Raw genomic sequence first — 19,727 nt, forward strand, 5'->3', positions numbered from 1 at the left:
CATGCGCCCTGGCGCACACCATGGACGGATCCAGGAGGAACAAGGATGTTCGCCCCCGCCAACCAGAAGCACTTTTCCCTGCACATCGAAGGCACCGAGCATGACCTTCAAGTGCTTGAGTTCAGCGGCCGAGAAGCCATCAGCCAGCCCTACCGCTTCGAGCTGGAGCTGGTCAGCGAGCGGCCCGACTTGGATCTGGAAAGCCTGTTGCACCAATCCGCGTTTCTGGCATTCACAGCGGATGGCGCCGGCATCCACGGCCAGATCCACCGCGCCGCACAGGGCGAATCCGGCAAACGCCTGACTCGCTATCGGTTGGTCATCGTTCCGAAGCTCGCCTATCTGGCGCACCGGACCAACCAGCGCATTTTTCATCATCTGTCGGTCCCGCAGATCATCGCTCTGGTGCTGGAAGAGCACGGCATTCTCGCCGGCGACGGCCACCGTTTCGACCTTGGCCCAGTGATTTACCCTGCGCGTGACTACTGCGTTCAGTACGACGAAACCGACCTGCACTTCATCCAGCGTCTGTGTGAGGAAGAAGGCATTCACTACCACTTCCGGCACAGCGAAGCCGGCCACATGCTGGTATTCGGCGATGACCAGACGGTGTTCCCGAAACTTGCATCAGTCGCTTACCAGCAGGACAGCGGGCTGGTTGCCGACGCGCCGGTCATCAAACGCTTCGGTGTACGCATCGAGACCCGCACCGGCCGCGTCACCCGCCGCGATTACGACTTCGAGAAACCCCGTCTGACACTGGAAGCTGCCGTTCGAAGCGACGCCCAGCCTGACCTGGAGGATTACGACTATCCCGGCCGCTTCGTCGATCGCGAGCGCGGTAAGCAACTGTCTCAGCGTGTTCTGGAACGGCACCGCCACGATTTCGAACTGGCCGACGGCGAAAGCGATCAACCGCTGTTGGTCAGTGGTCACTTCCTCCCGCTCAGCGAGCACCCGCGTAGTGACTGGAATCAGCTGTGGCTGATCACCGAAGTACTGCATGAGGGCAAGCAACCGCAGGTACTGGAGGAGTCAGCCACCGACGCGTCACGCCCGCACGCACCACCCCCCTCTCCCCTTGGGGGAAAGGGCTGGGGTGAGGGGCTAGGGAGCATTGCCCAACGTTTCGGAGCAGACGCCTTCACCCAAGGCTACCGCAACCATTTCACCGCCACGCCTTGGGCCGTCCCCTTCCGCCCAGCGCTCAAACATCCCAAGTCCCGCATTCTCGGCAGCCAGAGCGCAGTCGTCACCGGCCCCGCCGGCGAAGAAATCCACTGCGACGGTTACGGCCGTGTAAAAGTCCAGTTTCACTGGGATCGCGAGGGCCAAGCCGATGACAAGACGAGCTGTTGGCTGCGTGTATCTTCCAGCTGGGCGGGCGACCGCTACGGCGGCATCGCCATCCCTCGTATCGGCATGGAGGTGCTGGTCACCTTCCTCGAAGGCGACCCCGACCAACCGCTGATCACCGGCTGCCTGTATCACAAGGAAAATGCCGTTCCCTACGACCTCCCAGCGAACAAGACCCGCAGCCTGTTCAAGACCCTCAGCTCGCCCGGTGGCGACGGGTACAACGAATTGCGCATCGAGGATCGCAAAGGCCAGGAGCAAATTTACCTTCATGCCCAGCGCGACTGGGATCAAAACATCAGGCACGACCAGAAAATCCGCGTCGGCCACGAACGCCACGACACCGTCGAGGCCAATAGCCACAGCGAATTCAAAGCCGAAGAACACCGCACCACCCACGCCGACCGCCGCAGCGAAGTCAAAGCCAACGACCACCTGACCGTCGGCAACAACCAGCACGTGAAAATCGGCACCGGCCAGTTCGTCGAGGCGGGTCAGGAAATCCATCTTTCCAGCGGCCTGAAAGTCATTCTCGAAGCCGGCAGCGAACTCACCTTCAAAGCCGCCGGCAGCTTTATCAAACTCGATGCGAGCGGCATCACGATGGTTGGGCCTTTGATCAGAATGAACTCGGGCGGGAGTCCGGGCGCAGGCTCAGGCGCGGCGCCGGTGTTGCCTGGACAGGCGATGCCAGCGGATGCAGATGTGCCAGGCGCACTGCTCAAACAGCGCCTGCGTGAAGAGCTGCCCCTCGTCGAGCTCTGCCAAAAGCCCAAGGGCGGAACGCCTTTGCAATGCCCGCTTACCGACTGCCCATGCCGCAAGGCCATGAATGCCGGGGGCAGCGCATGATGACCGGCCAATGGCTTCTGCTTGAGCGCACGGAGCAACTGCTGCCCGAGCTCTACCGCCTGGGTGAAGCCCCTGACCCGATTCGCTTGTTCGATGACACCGAACTGGCCGAATGTGAGGAAGAAAGTCCTCTTTTGATCAACGCACAGACCAACCCACCCGTGCTGGCCGCCGCACAAAGCCAGCCGAAGGCTTGGCCAGGTTTACTGCTGGAAACAGCAGGCCCAACTGAAGAACTGCTGACCCATCTGCGACAAATCCTATTTATCCGCTTCGACCAGGAACGCCGCGGCGTATTGCGCTACTCCAGACAGCGTACTGCAAGCTATTTCTTTCCAGCCTGTGACCACGAAACACGTCCCACCTGGCTGGGTCCGATACAGCGGCTGAGCTGGTATGGCGGAACCTGGCATGACTGCGCCGATGGCCGTGAGGCCTGGCATCACATCGAAAATCAACAAGCAACGATCTGGCAAGCAGGCGCCATTACGTACGAACAGCGTCTTAGCGCCATGCAGGAGCAAGCTCTGCAACGCCAACGAGGCGAGCACTTTCTCTACCAATGGTGGAAGCAACAGAGCGGAATTCACTTCGAAACGGCCTGGAACTACTTGGCTGGAGGGATGCAGGCCGGCTTCGCTTCCGCCGAGTCGCTGAGCACCTACCTCAATCTGCGCTACGCCAGTCCGCAGGTCGCCCCGCCCGCCACGCTACCGGGCAGCACGGATCAGGAACGCCTCGACGCCCTCGCCCAGCATCTGGCGACGAGCACGACAGACAAGGAAAGCACCGCATGAGCAACAACGTATGCGCCCTGAGCAACGGCGCCGCCTGCGAGGCCGGCAAGCTCATCGTCCAGGTAGTGGGTAAGGACCACCCGAACACCCAGAAGTTGGTCATCTACGACGAAACCAACGCCACCCAACTGGAGTGGCTGACCCAGCAGGACAAACCGGAAATCCAGACCAGTAACACCTTCAGCAGCGTGCTGCACGTATGGGACTGGGAGAGTCAACCCAAGCGCAACCTGTGGCTAGAAATCGCGGCGATCGAAGGCGGGCCGATCCGCCTGCCACTGCATGAGGATATGCGCGTAACGCCTCGCCAACCCGAGCACGCCACCCAGTGGAACCAGATCGTGCCCGTCGTACCCATGGCGGCATTGCCGGGCAGTAAGAGCCGCTATGACCTCGGTACGCCGGTAAGCCTGCGCAGCGGCTATTTGTATGTGTTCTATCGGAACGGGCTCTGGCGTGAATTGGAAGTGCGCGTCAAGGACGACAAAACCACCTACCACGACGTTCACGTAGCGCGTTATCGGCTAGGCAAGACGTTCAAGGGCGGGCCGCGCATAGCCACCGGTCAAGCCTTGGACGACATCTGGTTACCAGCGCAGTGGAACGACACCCAGCGCAGCGATGTGCAACTGTGTTTCTCCGAGGTACAACTCAGCGCCGCTCGTCTCAAACGCCTGGAGTCGGATAAGGGTTTACGCAGACAGCGCTGCCAAAGCCCGGACTTGCGGGTGTCACAGCGGGGGTTCAAGCGCCTATTCGAGGGGCAGCCAGGCGGAAAGGAGATGCTCGAGGCCTTTGCCGCATTCGATGTCCGCGACTACGCCAACCAGAACGCCGTGGGCAAGGCGCGAGTGGTGCGTCTTAACCTCGAGATCAACGCGTTCCCGGTATGCGTGGCAGCACCTCAGCGTGCGCGTGAGCCAGGGTATGAGCGGTTGCTGAATCACCCGGGCCGCTATATCTGCGACCTCAGCGGGCAGTTCCCGGTGCAGAGCAAACAAGCCGCGCAAACCTACCTCGACAGCTGTGAACAGGGCGTACCGCAAAACGCTACTCGCTTGCTCGAACTCGAGGCCTGGAGCGACTGCCTGGCGACGCTCGTCCACGCCAAGCGGCCGGCCGGTAGCGATAAAGGCCCCCCTCCGAATGGCGCGGCGCTCTGGCAGGCCCAAGAGGCGAAAACCGATGTGCTGAGCACGGCGCGTAGTCGGCAGCTCTGTGCCGTATTGCTGGATGACGCCATGCACCGCATGCGCCACCTGCTGTCGCGAATCACTCGTCTACAAGACACCCTGGCGCTGTGCGCACAGCGAGCGATGCTGCACACCAACCACGGCAGTGCCTTGCTGCTGCAACAATTGGTCGTGCCGCAGAGCCTGCAGGGACAGCGCAACCCTTTGCACCGGGCGCTGGAAAAGATCAACGAACAAGGCAAGCGGGACATCAACCGCTACACCGCAACGCCAGAGCGCATCATGCTGTGGCGCGAGCTCGCCTACATGCAGGACTGCCTGAGCGAATACCTCGACAAAGCCGACTACCAGCAAACCCTCGCCGACCACCTGAGCCTGGATGGCTTCGACTATCTGGCCGCCTCGTTCGCCGTGACCGACCTGCTGGCGGCGCTCGCCGCCAGCCCTGCGCAGTACGATCCGCTGGCAGTGAACAGCGATCTGACCGATGCCCTCAAGGGCTACAGCCTTTACAACCCGAAGGCCAGCCAAGGGCAGATATTTCTCAGCAAGCTGGCCAACAACCCCCAGCACCCCTTGCATGGCATGCTCTGGCCGACCGAGGATCTGGATGCCCTTTACGCCCCCTACAAGACGCCGGCAAAGGAAGAAAACCAGGGTGACGGGCGTTTTCGGGCCACGGAACTGGCCCAGTTCGAAACCCGGGGCGTGCCCGCGGCCAAGCCGGGCGACACACTGGATGCCAGCGTGCTGATCGGCCTGATGGCCTCCGGTAGCCTGAACAGTAGCCTGACCGTACAGCTCAAGGCGGGGGCCAGTGCCCTGGTCAGCATCTATGAGCGGTTACATGGCGCCATCGATACCGCCCAGGCAGCGGTGGACAATGCCAGCGAAGCGCTGAGGCCCGTGCAGGCAGATGCCAAGGCCAGCGCCCGTACGCACGCGCAAGCCAGCCAGGCGTATGAACAGCAGCGCACTGCGCTCGCCGGCCAGGGCCGACGCATCAATGTGACCCTGCACGGCCGGGGGCTGGGGCTGCTGCGCAGCACCATGCCGCAGTTTTTGGAGGGGGCCGTGTTTGTCCGCCGCGGCCGAGTCAACGTGCGGGAACACTACGTGTTCGGCCTGGAAGACCTGCCGAGCGTGCCCACGACTCGCGCCACGCGCTTCTATGGGGAATACCTGGATGCCGACGGCAAGCTGCTGGCGACCACCAATGGCCGCCAGGCTGCCCGTGCCGGCCTCGAGCAGACTACCGATCATGTACTGGTGGCCATCCCCCGCAACAGCGCCACCGCGCGCATGATCAGCGCCTTGAACCAGCAGTTCCAGCAGGCCAACCGGGCCGCCGCCGAGGCGCAGGTCACCCAGGCCCGCCTAGTGCGTGCCGAGGGCGTGCTGCAGGAGGCGGTCGATGAGCTCTCTGCCCGCAGCGGCTCCAGGGCCTACCGGGCGCTCAACTCCACGCCCTTTTCTGCCGGGGTGCTGATGCTGGAGCTTTGGAATGTACGGGCGGAGTGGAATTCATATCAGGCGAATCTGCAGGAGAAAGGCCAAGCAAGAGCTCGCTGGGGAGTTAGAGGTGCACTCCTTGATACGGTAATAGCCATGGAGGCACTGACCGTCAAATTCGTCAGCAATCAGTCCATTCTGGCTTCGGCGCGCAGGGTGCTGTTTACCGTTTCCGGCGAGGCTGCCGGTCGCATATGGGGCTCCACGCTCGGGCCGAAGTTCGCCAAGCAACTTACCGGCCGCCTGATTGGCCAGACTATTGCGGGTTTTATTTTCCTCGGCCTTAACCTGTACGACGCCTGGTACGCCTGGCAATGGGGCGACGAGGCCATGTGGGGCTATCTGCTGATGGCCGGTGGCAGCGCGGTGGGGGTGGCCGCCGGCTTGTTCCCCGTCACGCCGGTGCTGGGCCTGACGCCATTGGGCTGGGTGGCCCTGATCATGATCGTCGCGGGCGCCGGGGTGGCCTATTGGCTCAGCAGCAGCCCAGTCGAGGACTGGATGGCCAACGGCCCATTCGGCACCGGCGATAAGGCCGCCACCGCGCACCTGCGCGATCCGCAGGAGGCCTTCTATCGTCTGCTCGGCCTGTTCGCCGGCATCCGTATCCAGGTCGGCCCCAACCCTGACTACGAATCCGGGGCCAAGCTGGATGTCAATGCGGTTTTGCCGCATAGCATCCGCACCGCCACTACCCTGGTGCGTATCGAGAGCAACCTGCCAGGGCTGGTCGCGCAACTGGGCAGCCTCAACCTCAAGAGCGAGGTGCGCCTGCGCACCACCACCTCCGCCTCCAGCCACGGCGGCAACGTCGAGACATCGCGGGTTGGCGCCGTCACCAGACCCGTGGCCCAGCGGCTCTGGCCCAACGCTCTGGAGCTCTATTTCAATACGCCAGCAGCCCAACAACATACGGGCCTGGGTTACCTTCATCGCACCAGCTACAGCTGGGCGGTAAAGGCGCAGTTTCGCCTGACCGACTCACGCGGCAAAACCTGGTACTTTCCGGCCCCCTCACCCAAAACACTGGTAGCGGCGAGCGAAGCGAACAGACAACCAGACTTCAGCAACAACGAGCAACCCTTCTGGGCCAGCGAATAAGCTTTGGATACCCCATACGTGACACAAGACAACGCCTACTACGCCAGCACGGCCTATAGCCCGGCCAGCATTCCCGACCAGCCGCCGTCGCGCGAACGCTCCTGGTTGCGCAAGCTCGGCGGCAGCCGCCTCCCCTGGGGCCGCACCCAGGAGGTGGCGCCGGAAAGCATCATGACCGACCCCACCCCCAAGAGCATGCGCTTCTGGGAAGAGTTCGATAAGAAGCGGGAAGAAGAAAAAGCGCTGGGTACCTATAAGAAAAGGCCCATGGAAGGTCTCGATCTGCATTGGGTTTATGACCACGAGCGTTATCGTTATGCGGTCTTATCCAAGCGCTCGCATTTCTGGCTGTATCTATGTGGGGGGGGGCGTTTTCTATTTTATTTAGGGTCAATTCTTACTTTATTTGTTTATCTCGCCGAGCTGAGCATCGTAAAGAACGTATCTTGGTTAGAAACTACGATTTCCTTTATTCCAACAGTGCTAGTGTGTCCCGGTATTCCACTAGCTTGCTGGGGGCTCGGCTCTTTAGTGATCAACCACTTCCCCCACCTATGGTTCAAGCCCTCTCGCGGCCCCCTCTGGGAGCTCAACCGGCGTACCGGCCTGGTCACCCTGTTCGACTACGACAATAACGGTGAGTACAAGAAGAACGGCACCGTCGGCGAGATCACCGCGCCCTTCCACGAGTTCGACGCCTACCTCGCCACCTCGCCGGACCGCCAGGGCCTGCCGATGAACTTTCTTTACCTGGCCCACCGCTACCGCGACATCACCATCAATTTCGCCTCCCTGATGTCGCCGGACCGTATCCCGCAGCCGCCTTTGGCCCTGTGGGACTTTTTCCAGAACTACATGGATGCCAGCCGTCCCCTGCCGGAACTGCCCTGCTTCGAGAAATGCCGCCACCTCGACCCGGTATCCGCCGAGCATGACCGCCAGACGGGCCGCAACCCGCGCTACTGGATCGACATGGACGACGAGACCTTCGCCGAAAAACTCCGGGAGATGGAGGGCCGCATTCGCCTGATCGACACCATGCGCCGACCCAACCTGATGGCGCGGTATGTGGAGTATGTCGATTGATGCTCCCAGCAACCTGCCGGATCTACTGACCCATATGGGTAAAAAGTATCGAGACCCGCTGGCGTCTACGCACTAGCGAAATACGATACTGCGGCAATGGCGAGCCATACCCACCAAGGTTAGTGTGTAACACCCGAGCCGGTGGACCATCAGGTACTGCCCGAAAGCCGCGAGGTCTACCTGATACGCCTCCAGCACGCCGCTGGAGCGGCGATCCGTGCGATACCAGCGCTCATCACGAATGGCAGGTACGGGCACAATTGCGCCTGGCGCTGGATACCGGTGAAAAAGACTGCCGGCCCGGCGCACTCCTCTGGCTATTCCCAGCACCGCCGATCAGAAACAGCAAGGTGTATGCAACCAAGGCACCAGCCGCAAACTTCAACCAGACCGACGTTCCGTTCTGGGCCGATGAGAAGACCCATGCCGAATCCTGAACCATTTTACCGCCCCGGTGCCTACAACCCGGAACAGACTCCTGACCAGCCGCCAGCGGAAAAACAACCCTGGCTACGCCGCTTTGGCAGCGTGCGCCTGCCCTGGGGGGGTACTCAGGACATGCTCCCGTCATGTGTACTGATAAATATCAAACCAGCCGATTTACGTTATCAGGAGGAGCTCGACAGGATTAGAGACGGACAGAGAAGTCGTGGCGAATATATACCCAAACCGTTTGAGCATATTGACCTTCACGACCGACTGAATAACGAGAAAATTCGCCACGCTCAGGCCCCAGCAAGCTCTAAATTCTGGCTTTACATGCAGATACTTGGAAAGGGTTTCTCGTATATATTAATCCCACTCATGCTGTTATCAGCATTAGTGGTAACTGACTACTCAAGCAATGAGTGGAAAACAGACATTTTAGATATGCTTCTGGGACTTAGCACATATCTATTTCTGCCATTACTGAGCCTCTGGGGTCTAGGCTGGCTTGTAATCAATCACTTCCCCAAACTCTGGATCAAACCCTCCAGAGGCCCACTCTGGGAATTTAACCGCCGTACCGGGCTGGTCACCGTCTTCGATTACGACAATAACGGCGAATACAAGAAGAACGGCACCATCGGCGAAAAGGTCGCGCCCTTCTACGAGTTCGATGCCTATATCACCACTACACCGGATCGTCAGGGCCTGCCTAACAACGTGCTGTGCATCGTCCATCGCTATCGGGATATCTGGATCAATATGGCCAACTTCGTCGGTGCCAGCGGCAGCACCTCCGTGCCCTGCGCACTCTGGGACTACCTGCAGAACTTATATGGATATCAGCAAACCTCTGCCGGACACCCCGGAGCTGGAAGCCTTCCGCCACCTCGACCCCACTACCGCCGAACATGATCACCAAACCAACCGTGAACCCCGCTACTGGCGCGATATGGACGATGAAACTTTCAAGGCCAAGGTGCGCGAAATGAACGAACGCATCCCCCAGATCGACACCTTCAGTCGTCCCAACCTGATGGCGCTGCATGTGAGCTATAGGGGTTGAACAACAGCCGAAAATAAATCTGTCCTCTTTCCGCTACCTGCCTGGCGCTTCTCCCCAGTCCACGAAGGGCTACACGCGTTTTATAACGCCCGAGAACGCATGCGCCGCCGCTATCGAAGGGTGAGGTCGGCAGATGGTACGTGCTCGGTTGGTACCTTTACCAAATGATCACCCTATGGACGTTGCCCTTTCATCTCACCGAATGGGACGTCGGTCGGGTCAGGCGCATGCACCAGCAGAATATCCCCGAAGCCATGCCCGCCTGGTCGCAGCCCTACCATCCGATCAATGGGCCAGGCCCGAGGAACTGCAAGGCCAGAGCCGGCAGGTGGCGGCCCTAAGCCAACGCGACCCGCAGCGCTCGATCATCGATATCTTTGCCGAGGTGCAACGAAGCCCCTCCCCTGCCCGTACGGATTGATCCTGGGCACCCGCGATGGCCCAATCGATGGGCATACACAAGGTAGGGCGGTGAACGAGCGCCCCAAAGACAGACATATCGAAGTGCTCGGCCGAGAGCGGGGTCGTCGTTGGAGCGTCGAGGAAAAGGTCACCATAGTTCGCAAGAGCCTGGAGCCGGGGCAAAGCGTTTCCGTCGTGGCTCGGCGCAACGGCACCAACCCCAACCAGTTATTTCAACGGCGCAAGCTTTATCAGGACGGCAACCTGTCGACGGTCAGTGCCGGTGAGGCTGAGGTACGGCTTCGAAGATGGCCGATGCGATGAAGCAGATCCGCGAGCTGCAATGCGCCGTAGAGTCGCCCAGCAGAGATTAGAAATTTTCAGCCCTTTCAAGACCTCCCGTAGAGATGCGGTAGAACCCTCCGGAGAAAATTGAACCATTACACGCTGGCAAGCCTGAGCCAGCGCTCAGAACCGCCCGGCAAAGGCCCAGCCGGATGACGTACTCTTTTAGCAGATCGAAACCAGCAAGCTCCATATTTCGCGCCCAAACATAAGAACGCTACGGACGGCCTGGCATATTGCTATTAAGCCAAGGGATTGGCATAAAGCGTGACTGCCTTAACTACATGGATGTTCACCCATGCAACTGCTCCGCCGCGCCCTGCTCGGGCTTTTATTGCTAGTAGCCTTGTTCGCGGGCATTGGCGCGTATTTTGTTGCCTACCCTAACCTGCCCGCTTACCAACAGCCCGAGCAGCTTCACTATCTCAACCAGTGGAGCGAGGCAGATCGGCAGACCTTTTACTACACGCCGCAAGGCACACAAGTTAAGGGCTTAAGGTACGAATGGTTTCAAGCGCTTGAAAAGCCATTCGGACGAGGAAAGCTCGCCGCGCCGGACTATCTGGCCAGGTTCGGTTTTCTTGTGGACCCGCAGCAGCAACCCTCCCCACGCAATCCGGCCAACCTTCCCGTTGGCTTTGCGCGACACGAAGACAGCGAAACCGGTATCGCTTATCTCGATATAAGTTGTGCAGCGTGCCATACGGGTGAGCTGCGCCACCGTGGCCAGGCCATCCGTATCGATGGCGGAGCGGCACTACACTCGCTTGCCTCGACGGTACCCACATTGCGTGGTGGAGCGTTCGGCCAAGCGCTGGGAATGAGCATGGCCGCAACTTACTACAATCCGCTCAAGTTCAAACGGTTCGCGCTTGAAGTCCTGGGCGATAACTATGCAAGCGACCGCGAACAACTGCGTATCGACTTCAAGCGGGTGCTGGATCGGTTGCTCAGCACAGCTTTCAACGACTGGCATCGAGGCCTGTATCCAACAGAAGAGGGTTTCGGTCGTACCGATGCATTCGGACGTATCGCCAATACTGTGTTTGGCGATGCAATCGATGCGGATAACTATCGGGTCGCCAACGCACCGGTCAGCTATCCGCAGGTATGGGATATCTGGAAGTTCGACTGGGTTCAGTGGAACGGCTCAGCCATGCAGCCAATGGCGCGCAATATCGGCGAAGCATTAGGCGTAGGCGCGCCGCTGCGTCTGCTGCATGAAGATGGCAGCCCATTAACGCTCGACGAACGCTACCCATCGAGCGTTCGGGTGCACGACCTTGATAAGTTGGAGCAGACGCTCAAACGCCTGCAGCCGCCGCGCTGGCCCGAAGAGGTGTTGGGCAAGGTTGATATCGAAAAGGCCAGTCTCGGCCGAGCACTGTTCGAGGAAAATTGCGCCTATTGCCACGCAGCCGCTCCCAAGCCCGTGGGCGAGCGCTTTGCTGCAAGCAGGGACCCCGAATGGCGTATGCGAATCGTACCAACCGACGTCATAGGCACCGACCCCACCACCGCCGACAATATTGCTGACCATCGCTTCGATGTCAGCCAATTAGGCTGGACGCAGGACGAGCTGAAAGCACTAGATGTCAGGCTCTTTAGCGCCTCGTCAGGGGAAGTGGACCTACAAAAGATATCCAGTGCAAAAGGGCTGGCTTACATCACGGCCTATGTCGAACAGCGCGCATACCGTGACGCCGGTATTCATCCGGACGAGCGCGCGAGCATGGACGGGTTCGGACTACCTATCGGCGTCCAGGAGATACGCGGTTATAAAGCCCGCCCCCTCAATGGCATCTGGGCCACACCGCCTTTTCTGCATAACGGTTCGGTCGCGAACCTGTTCGAATTGTTGTCGCCAGTGGCCGAACGGCAGGATCAGTTTTGGGTGGGCACCTTCGAATACGACACCAAGCGCCTCGGTTTTGAAACCGGTGCTTTTCCCGGTGGCTTCCTGCTCGACACCTCGATTACCGGCAACAGCAACCGTGGCCATGAGTTTCGTGCTGGCTGCCGCGGGCAGGGTGTCATCGGGCGCGCCCTGCTACCTCACGAACGCTGGGCTCTGATCGAGTACCTGAAAGTGCTGGGCGACGATCGGTTCGAGCCGCACCTACAAGATCTGCCAGCCAAAGCATGGGCACCGGGCCCCAACTGCGGGTAACGCCACGGACCGCAGCGCTGCTGCTCCCATACTGGAACGATCAAAGGGACTTCACCATGCTCAAAAAATTCTGGCTCTGTCTGGGCGACTGGCTCGGCAAAATCCTATTGTTGGCTCTGGCCGTAGGCCTCGGCGGCTGGCTGATCGGCAGCCTGTTCTATAGCTGGAAATTTTCCGGCCCGGTGTCACTCGAGGAACAGATTCCTGTCACCGAAAAAGCGGACACGCAGGCCATTATTGCTGACGCAATCCGGGTCGTCGAACAGCACCGGGACAACACTCGGGTGCTGCGCGACGCGCACGCCAAAGCGCATGGTTGCCTCAGGGCGGAGGTTTCCGTCCGCGGGGACATCGACAGCGACCTACAGCATGGCGTCTTCAGCCAACCCGGACATAGCTGGCAGGCCTGGGTAAGGCTTTCGAACGGCAATGCTTATCCTCAGTTCGATCGCGTTCGTGATGCGCGAGGCATGGCGATAAAGTTGCTCGACGTACCGGGACAGAAGTTGACAGCGAACCCGGCTCACGCCGCTGAGCAGGATTTCGTCATGTTTAATCACCCCGCATTCTTCGTCCGCGACGTAGCCGAATACCGGAGCAATTTCGCTGCTCAGGCCGAGGGCAAGAAAGTGCTGGCATTCTTCCCAGGCTGGGATCCCCGTCACTGGGAAATCCGCCATCTGGCGATTGCGCTGAAAACCCTATCGCCAGCGCCCGACAGCCCTGTGGCGACCACCTACAACTCGGTGGCGCCGTTCAAGCTTGGACCGCTGAATATCAAATACCGAGTGATACCTGCGCCGGAGAACTGCCCGGCTTACCAATTACCCGAACAGAACCGCGACCTACCCAACTTCTTGCGCAACGCGCTCTACCAGCAGCTTTCGCTCGACCAGACGCCCGCCTGCTTTACCTTGCAGGTACAACGGCAGAACGCCGATTTCTACATGCCTATCGAGGATCCCAGCGTTGAGTGGGACGAGGCGATCTCCGCTTTTGAGTCCGTCGCGGATATCCGCCTTCTCGCTCAGGATTTCGACAGTCCGGCGCAGAATATCGACTGTGACAATCTGTCCTTCAACCCCTGGCATTCGCTACCTGAGCACCGGCCAATAGGCGGCATCAACCGCTTGAGGAAAGCAGTGTACGAAGCCGTTAGCGCGTACCGTCTGGACCGCAACGGCGCGCTCCGAGCTGTCTACTAGTACCGCAGCTTGGAGTTGAATGGGCGTTGGGCCGGCTTTAGGCCTCATCGCTCAACGGCAGCAAGACTCTAAATAGCGCGCCATTGCCCTCTTCGCTTTCGACCTGAATGCGACCGTCATGCGCCTTGACGATCTGTTCGGCAATAAACAGCCCAAGCCCCAGTCCGGCGCTGCTTTCGCTGCCTTCGGCGCGTTCGAACTGGCAGAAGATTCTTTCGAGACTCTTCTGGCTGATGCCGATGCCCTGATCGCGCACTTCGATACAGGCAGTCACCGGAGTCGCGCTGACGTTGACCTGCACAGGCTTGCCGGCGCCGTAGCGCATTGCGTTAGTCAGCAGGTTCGCCAGCACCTGTTCGATGCGGAATTCGTCCCAGACGCCGACGATCGGCTCCGGTCGCTGAAACAGCAGCGTGCAACCGCTGGCTTCCATCTGCGGCGCGAAATTCTCGACGACGCTAGCGACCAGCTTGCCCAGATCGAGGCGGTCGGGGCGGATCGACAGTTTGCCGGTGCGAATGCGCGAGACATCGAGCATGTCGTCGATCAGACGGATCAGGCTGCGGATCTGCCGCTCGTCCTTGTCGACCATCTGCCGCAGCTTGTCGTCGCTGAACGCGGCGAAATTGTTCCGCCCCAGCTGCAGCTTGCGCAGCTGGACTTCGAGAATGAGGGTATTGAGGGGCGTTTTCAGCTCGTGGGAGACGATCGACATGAAGTCGTCGCGCATGCGCACGGCGTCTTCTAGTTCGGCCTTGGTGCTGCGTAGCTGATCGAGCAACACTTCCTGCTCGCGGCGGCTGCGCTCGAGCGCTTCGAGCTGACGCGCCATCCGCTTGCGGTTGCGGTAGAGATCGACGAATACACTGACTTTGCTACGAACCGCATGGGTATCGAGCGGCTTGTGCATGAAATCCACCGCGCCGCTCTCGTAGCCCTTGAAGGCGTAATTGAGTTCGCGCCCGGCGGCGCTGACGAACACGATAGGGATCTGCTTGGTGCGCTCGGTACCGCGCATCATCTCCGCCAGCTGGAAACCATCCATGCCAGGCATCTGCACGTCGAGAATAGCCAGTGCGAACTCATGCTGAAGCAACAGTTCGAGTGCCTGTTCCGCCGATTCGGCCTGATGCACGCGAACCCCCGGGTTCCTGAGAATGGCATCCAGTGCCAGCAGGTTTTCCGGCAGGTCATCGACGATCAGTAGGTTCGCTTCATCGGTATGGTCGGGCATGGGTCACTCCAGTTCACGCAACAGTCGATGAATATCGCGCAAGGGCAAAATGTAATCCGGCGCAAAGCGCTGGAGTGCGGCCAAAGGCATGGTCTGAACCTCGGCTTCGCCAGGGTCCTGAACGATGGTCATGCCGCCGGCCCGCTTGATCGCTTCGAGGCCTGCCGCGCCGTCTTCGTTGGCGCCGGTCAGCAGGATACCGGCAACGCGCTCGCCCCAGGCATCGGCGGCCGATTCGAACAAGACATCGATCGAGGGACGAGAAAAGTGCATCGCCTCGTCCTGGCTGAGCGATAGCGTCAGGTCCGCTTCCACCAGCAGGTGATAGCCGGGCGCGGCGAAATACAGCGTCGCTCCGCACACCGGCTCCTTGTCGTCCGCTTCCTTGACCCGCAGCGCGGTCTTACGCTGGAAGATCTCGACCAGTTGTGTCGGCCCGTACGGCGGCACGTGCTGGACCATCAGCAGCGGCTGGCGAAAGTCTCTCGGCAGGCCGTCAACCAAGGCACTGAGCGCAGCCAGACCGCCCGCCGAGGCGCCGATCACTATGGCATCGATGGCCCGCGCAGGTGATTTGCCTGAAACATCTCGGGTCGCGAACGTCATAGCTTGCGGAAGATCCGTTGTGGCTTGTCGAACGCCTCGTAACGGTCGGCATGACCGGAGAACTCGACGGTTTCCTTGCTACCCAGGCCGAGAAAGCCGCGATGGCAGAGGGATTCGTGGAACAGGCCAAAGGCCCGATCCTGCAGCGGCTTGTTGAAGTAGATCAGCACGTTGCGGCAGGAAATCAACTGGGTCTCGGCGAAGACGCTGTCGGTCGCCAGGCTATGGTCGGCAAAGGTCACCTGGTCCTTCAAGGTCTTGTCCATGATCGCCGAGTCGTAGGCGGCCGTGTAGTAATCGCTGAGGCTGCGCTTGCCGCCGGCGCGCTGGTAGTTGGTCGTGTACTGCTGCATGTCGCCAATATCGAAGATACCCTGGCGTGCCTGTTCCAGCGACCGTGGGTTGATATCGGTGGCGTAGAGAATGGTGCGTTCCAGCAGGCCCTCCTCCCTGAGCAGGATCGCCATCGAGTAGACCTCTTCGCCGGTGCTGCAGCCGGCGATCCAGATCTTCAGCGACGGGTAGGTGCGCAGCACCGGGACCACCTGCTCGCGCAGCGCCAGGTAATAACTCGGGTCGCGGAACATCTCGCTGACCGGGATCGTGAGGAACTGCAAGAGCTCCATGAAGGCTTGCGGATCGTAGAGAATCTTGCGCTGCAGCTCTGAGATGCTTTCGCATTGCATCTGCTTCAATGCCAGCAGCACCCGGCGCTTGAGCGAAGCGCCGGAATAGTCGCGGAAATCGTAGCTGTAGCGCAGATAGATGGCTTCGATCAGCAGCTTCAGCTCGATGGCCTGATTGCGGTGAGGCATGTCACAACAGCTCCACTTTAGGTAGCCATACACGAATCAGCGAGAACAGGCGATCAAGCTCGATTGGCTTGGCCAGGTAGTCGTTGGCCCCGGCGCGCAAGCAGCGGTCCTGATCGTTGTTCATCGCTTTAGCGGTGACCGCGATGATCGGCAGCTTGGCGAAGCGCGAATCCTTGCGGATCTCCTGCATCGCGGTAAAACCGTCCATCTCCGGCATCATGATGTCCATCAACACCAGATCGATATCGGTCACACTCTGCAATTGAGCGATGGCCTCGTGACCGTTGCGGGCGATCTCGATCAGCGCGCCCTTCTGTTCCAGCGCACTGGTCAGTGCGAAGACGTTACGCACATCGTCGTCGACCACCAGAATCTTGCGTCCCTCGAAGGCCTTCTCGCGGCTGCGCACGCTTTTCAGCATCTTCTGCCGCTCCGGCGCCATGTCCGATTCGACCTTGTGCAGGAACAGCGTGACTTCGTCGAGCAGCCGCTCCGGCGACCGAGCGCCCTTGATGATGATCGAGCGCGAGTATTTCATCAGCGACGCTTCTTCATCGCGCGTCAGGTTGCGCCCGGTGTAGACGATGACTGGCGGGAAGGAGCAGATGTCCTCGTGAGCCATGCGCTCGAGCAGTTCATGGCCATCCATGTCCGGCAGCTTGAGGTCGATGATCATGCAGTCGTAGAGCGTCGAGCGCAGCAGTTCGAGAGCCTTCGCGCCGAACTCCACCGCCGTGATCTCCACATCGATATCTTCGATCAGCCGCGACACGCTTTCACGCTGGCGGGCGTCGTCCTCGACCAGCAGGATGCGCTTGACCTTCTGCGCCAGCTTCGCTTCCAGCCGGCCGAATACTTTCTTGAGGTCGTCGCGGGTGGTGGGTTTAGTGGCGTAGCCGATGGCGCCCATTTGCAGGGCGGCCTCCTTGCGGTCTTCCACGGACACGATATGCACCGGGATATGCCGCGTGACAGGATTCTCCTTGAGCCGCTCAAGCACGGTCAGACCGGAATGATCGGGCAGTCGCATGTCCAGCAAGATGGCATCAGGGCGGTACTGCACGGCAGTGTCGAAACCGTGATCGGCGCTCTGCGCGATCAGACAGCTGTACTTCAGCTCGTGCGCGAGGTCGCGGAGAATGCAGGCGAACTGCGGCTCGTCTTCGATCACCAGCACCGAGCGTCCGAATGGAAGGGCGTCACGGTCGTCGGCCAGAGCCGGCACGCTCGGCTCCTGCGCGCGTAGCGGCGCGGCCGGCGAAGGCACGGCCTGGACAAGCGCCATGGACATCGATGCGGCAGACGCTTCGATCGGCGCGGCGGCAGGCAATTCCGGCTCCTGAACAGCCACCGGGGCGCTGTAGTTTTCTGGGACGATCAGCGTGAACAGGCTGCCTGCGCCCGGCTCGCTGCTCACCTCGATGGTGCCGCCCAGCAATTGGGCGAGTTCGCGAGAAATCGACAGGCCCAGGCCAGTGCCGCCATAGCGGCGATTAGTGGTGCCGTCGGCCTGACGGAACGCCTCGAAGATCACATCCTGCTGATCGACCGGAATGCCGATCCCCGAATCACGCACGGCGAAGGCGACCTGACCATCGCCATGGCGCATCACATGCAGCTCCACCGAGCCCTTCTCGGTGAATTTGAAGGCATTCGACAGCAGGTTCTTGAGAATCTGCTCCAGTCGCTGTCGGTCCGTGTAGAGGCTCGATGGCAAGTCTTCGGCCAGTTCGACCTGGAACTGCAGCGACTTTTCCAGCGCCTGCGCGAGAAACAGGCTCTTCAGCCCGTCGATCATGCGTGTCAGAACGAGCAGCTCAGGCCGCACGTCGAGCTTGCCGGCTTCAACTTTGGAGATGTCGAGAATGTCGTTGATCAGGTTGAGCAGATCGTTGCCTGCCGAATAGATCGAGCGCGCGAACTGCACCTGATCGTCGCTCAGATTGCCTTCGGGATTATCGGACAGCAGCTTGGCGAGAATCAGTGAGCTGTTGAGCGGCGTGCGCAGCTCGTGCGACATGTTGGCGAGGAATTCCGACTTGTAGCGACTGGCGCGCTGCAGCTCGTCGGCACGCTCTTCGAGCATCAGCTGCACTTCATGCAGGCGATTGTTCTTCAGATCCATCTCATCGCGCTGACGCGCCAGCTCTTCGGAATGCTCGGCGAGCTGCTCGTTGGTCTGTTCCAGTTCGGCCTGCTGCTCTTCCATGTGCGCCTGCGATTCACGCAGGGCGTTGGATTGCTCTTCGAGCTCCTCATTGGCGGCGCGCAGTTCTTCCTGTTGCACCTGCAGTTCTTCGTTGAGCTGCTGGGTCTCGGCCAGCATACGCTGCAGGCGCTGGCGATAGCGCGCGGCCTCGATGGCCGAACCGATGCTTTCGCTGACGCGCCGCAGTAACTCGCTGTCTTCTTCGTGCAGGGGCCGCAGGAAGCCGATCTCCAATACGGCATTGAGCATGCCGCTGTCTTCCACGGGAACGATCAATACCGATCTGGCGTCGGTGTTGCCCAACGCCGAAGTGACCTTCATATAACCGGGCGGCACGCTGTCGAGCGCCATCGCCCTACGCTCCAGCGCCGTTTGTCCGACCAGCCCTTCGCCGATTTCCAGCGTCCGGTCACCGTGCAGCTTGTCCTTGTCCCAGCCGAACTCCGCGACCCGCTGCAGCTTGCCGTCCTGCGTCACGTAGAGCGCTCCGACCGCCACGTCGAGGTAACGCGAGAGGAAGCTCAGAACGTTCTGCCCCAGCGTCGGCAGCGCCTGCTCACCGATCATCGACTCGCTGAGCTGGGTCTGGCCGGTGCGGTACCAGGCCTGCTTCTCCAGCGCCGCGGCATGCGCCTGTTGTTGCTCCAGTGATTTGGCATAGCTGTCCGACAGATTGATCAGGTCGCGGCGCCCGAAGTAAACCAGCAGGCCACTGAACACCAGGCTGAACAGCAGAAAACCGCCGATCAGAACCGTAGTGACCACTTCCGACGTGTCGGTAAGCTCGGTGCGAGTCTGACGTTCATAGGCAATGAAGTCGTTGAGCAGCCGACGCTGCTCCTCCTTTAGGTCCAGCCCGCGCTTGCTGCGTACGTACTCGGTCACGGGCTCGTTCCGTGCACGACGCTCAATGGCTTCTTCGGCATATCCGAGCCACTGTCCATGAAGTTGCTTCATACGCTCGACACGACCCAATTGCACCGGGGTATCGCTCGCGTACTCCTCGAGCCGGTTCATCAGGTCGACGAATGCGGGCAGCTCTTTTCGGTAAGGCTCGAGAAAAATCTCCTCGCCGGCGATGAGATAGCCACGCATGGAGGCTTCCATATCGCCTGCGACTTTCAGCATGTCGTGCGCGTAGGCAACGCCATGAACCGAGCGCTCGACCCAATGGCTGACGTTCAACAGGTAATAGACGATGGCGCTGAAGAAGAATGCGCTGAGAAATCCGAAACCAAGGGGCACGGCCACATTGCGGTTGAGGATGCGCCTGAAGTTTTCTCGATTGATGAAAGAGTCGCCCATTTGGTTTCCTTCCCGGGTGCTGGCGCGATGACCGATACCCACAGCAG

Annotated in this window: 12 protein-coding genes and 1 pseudogene; 9 read left to right on the forward strand and 4 right to left on the reverse strand. The window is 60.3% G+C overall.

The features are described from left to right. The first annotated feature begins 45 nt into the window (after positions 1 to 45). The 9 genes and pseudogenes from tssI to V6943_RS02175 all read left to right on the forward strand — a co-directional run bounded on the left by tssI (position 46) and on the right by V6943_RS02175 (position 13,511). Entirely contained in the window at positions 46 to 2,208 is a 2,163-nt protein-coding gene (tssI, locus tag V6943_RS02135) for a type VI secretion system Vgr family protein (protein WP_340552469.1), read from the forward strand. Beyond that, positions 2,205 to 3,005 (forward strand): DUF4123 domain-containing protein, encoded by an 801-nt coding sequence (locus V6943_RS02140; RefSeq protein WP_340552470.1) that lies wholly within the window; start codon positions 2,205 to 2,207, stop codon positions 3,003 to 3,005. The genes tssI and V6943_RS02140 overlap by 4 nt, the downstream gene beginning before the upstream one ends. Further along, complete coding sequence (locus tag V6943_RS02145; RefSeq protein WP_340552471.1) at positions 3,002 to 6,811, forward strand: toxin VasX; 3,810 nt, start codon at positions 3,002 to 3,004, stop codon at positions 6,809 to 6,811. The genes V6943_RS02140 and V6943_RS02145 overlap by 4 nt, the downstream gene beginning before the upstream one ends. Before the next feature lie 18 nt (positions 6,812 to 6,829). Then, entirely contained in the window at positions 6,830 to 7,897 is a 1,068-nt protein-coding gene (locus V6943_RS02150) for a hypothetical protein (protein ID WP_340552472.1), read from the forward strand. Between the two features lie 260 nt (positions 7,898 to 8,157). Then, entirely contained in the window at positions 8,158 to 8,334 is a 177-nt protein-coding gene (locus V6943_RS02155) for a hypothetical protein (RefSeq protein ID WP_340552473.1), read from the forward strand. Then, the gene (locus tag V6943_RS02160; protein WP_340552474.1) at positions 8,321 to 9,238 is read left to right on the forward strand and encodes a hypothetical protein; all 918 of its coding nucleotides are present in this window, start codon (positions 8,321 to 8,323) and stop codon (positions 9,236 to 9,238) included. Before V6943_RS02155 ends, V6943_RS02160 begins: the two co-directional genes overlap by 14 nt. Positions 9,239 to 9,887: 649 nt before the next feature. Continuing rightward, positions 9,888 to 10,135, forward strand: a pseudogene (locus V6943_RS02165) (transposase); the annotation flags it as partial. A gap of 299 nt (positions 10,136 to 10,434) precedes the next feature. Then, the gene (locus tag V6943_RS02170) at positions 10,435 to 12,306 is read left to right on the forward strand and encodes a di-heme-cytochrome C peroxidase (protein WP_340552475.1); all 1,872 of its coding nucleotides are present in this window, start codon (positions 10,435 to 10,437) and stop codon (positions 12,304 to 12,306) included. 56 nt (positions 12,307 to 12,362) lie between these two features. Next, positions 12,363 to 13,511: a catalase family protein gene (locus V6943_RS02175; RefSeq protein ID WP_340552476.1), complete on the forward strand. Its 1,149-nt coding sequence runs from the start codon at positions 12,363 to 12,365 to the stop codon at positions 13,509 to 13,511. Between the two features lie 37 nt (positions 13,512 to 13,548). Here V6943_RS02175 and V6943_RS02180 read toward each other — a convergent pair whose 3' ends face one another. The 4 genes from V6943_RS02180 to V6943_RS02195 are packed head-to-tail and all read right to left on the reverse strand — an operon-like array spanning position 13,549 to position 19,680. After that, complete coding sequence (locus V6943_RS02180) at positions 13,549 to 14,745, reverse strand: hybrid sensor histidine kinase/response regulator (protein WP_340552477.1); 1,197 nt, start codon at positions 14,743 to 14,745, stop codon at positions 13,549 to 13,551. A 3-nt stretch (positions 14,746 to 14,748) separates the two neighbouring features. Beyond that, positions 14,749 to 15,351, reverse strand: a complete 603-nt coding sequence (locus V6943_RS02185) for a chemotaxis protein CheB (protein WP_340552478.1) — start codon at positions 15,349 to 15,351, stop codon at positions 14,749 to 14,751. Then, a complete protein-coding gene (locus V6943_RS02190; protein WP_131649598.1) occupies positions 15,348 to 16,166 on the reverse strand; it encodes a CheR family methyltransferase in 819 nt (272 codons plus the stop codon). The genes V6943_RS02185 and V6943_RS02190 overlap by 4 nt, the downstream gene beginning before the upstream one ends. A 1-nt stretch (position 16,167) precedes the next feature. After that, positions 16,168 to 19,680, reverse strand: a complete 3,513-nt coding sequence (locus V6943_RS02195; RefSeq protein ID WP_340552479.1) for a response regulator — start codon at positions 19,678 to 19,680, stop codon at positions 16,168 to 16,170. Between the last annotated feature and the right edge of the window lie 47 nt (positions 19,681 to 19,727).

This window comes from Pseudomonas sp. CBC3, from assembly GCF_037967085.1.
GTDB lineage: Bacteria > Pseudomonadota > Gammaproteobacteria > Pseudomonadales > Pseudomonadaceae > Stutzerimonas.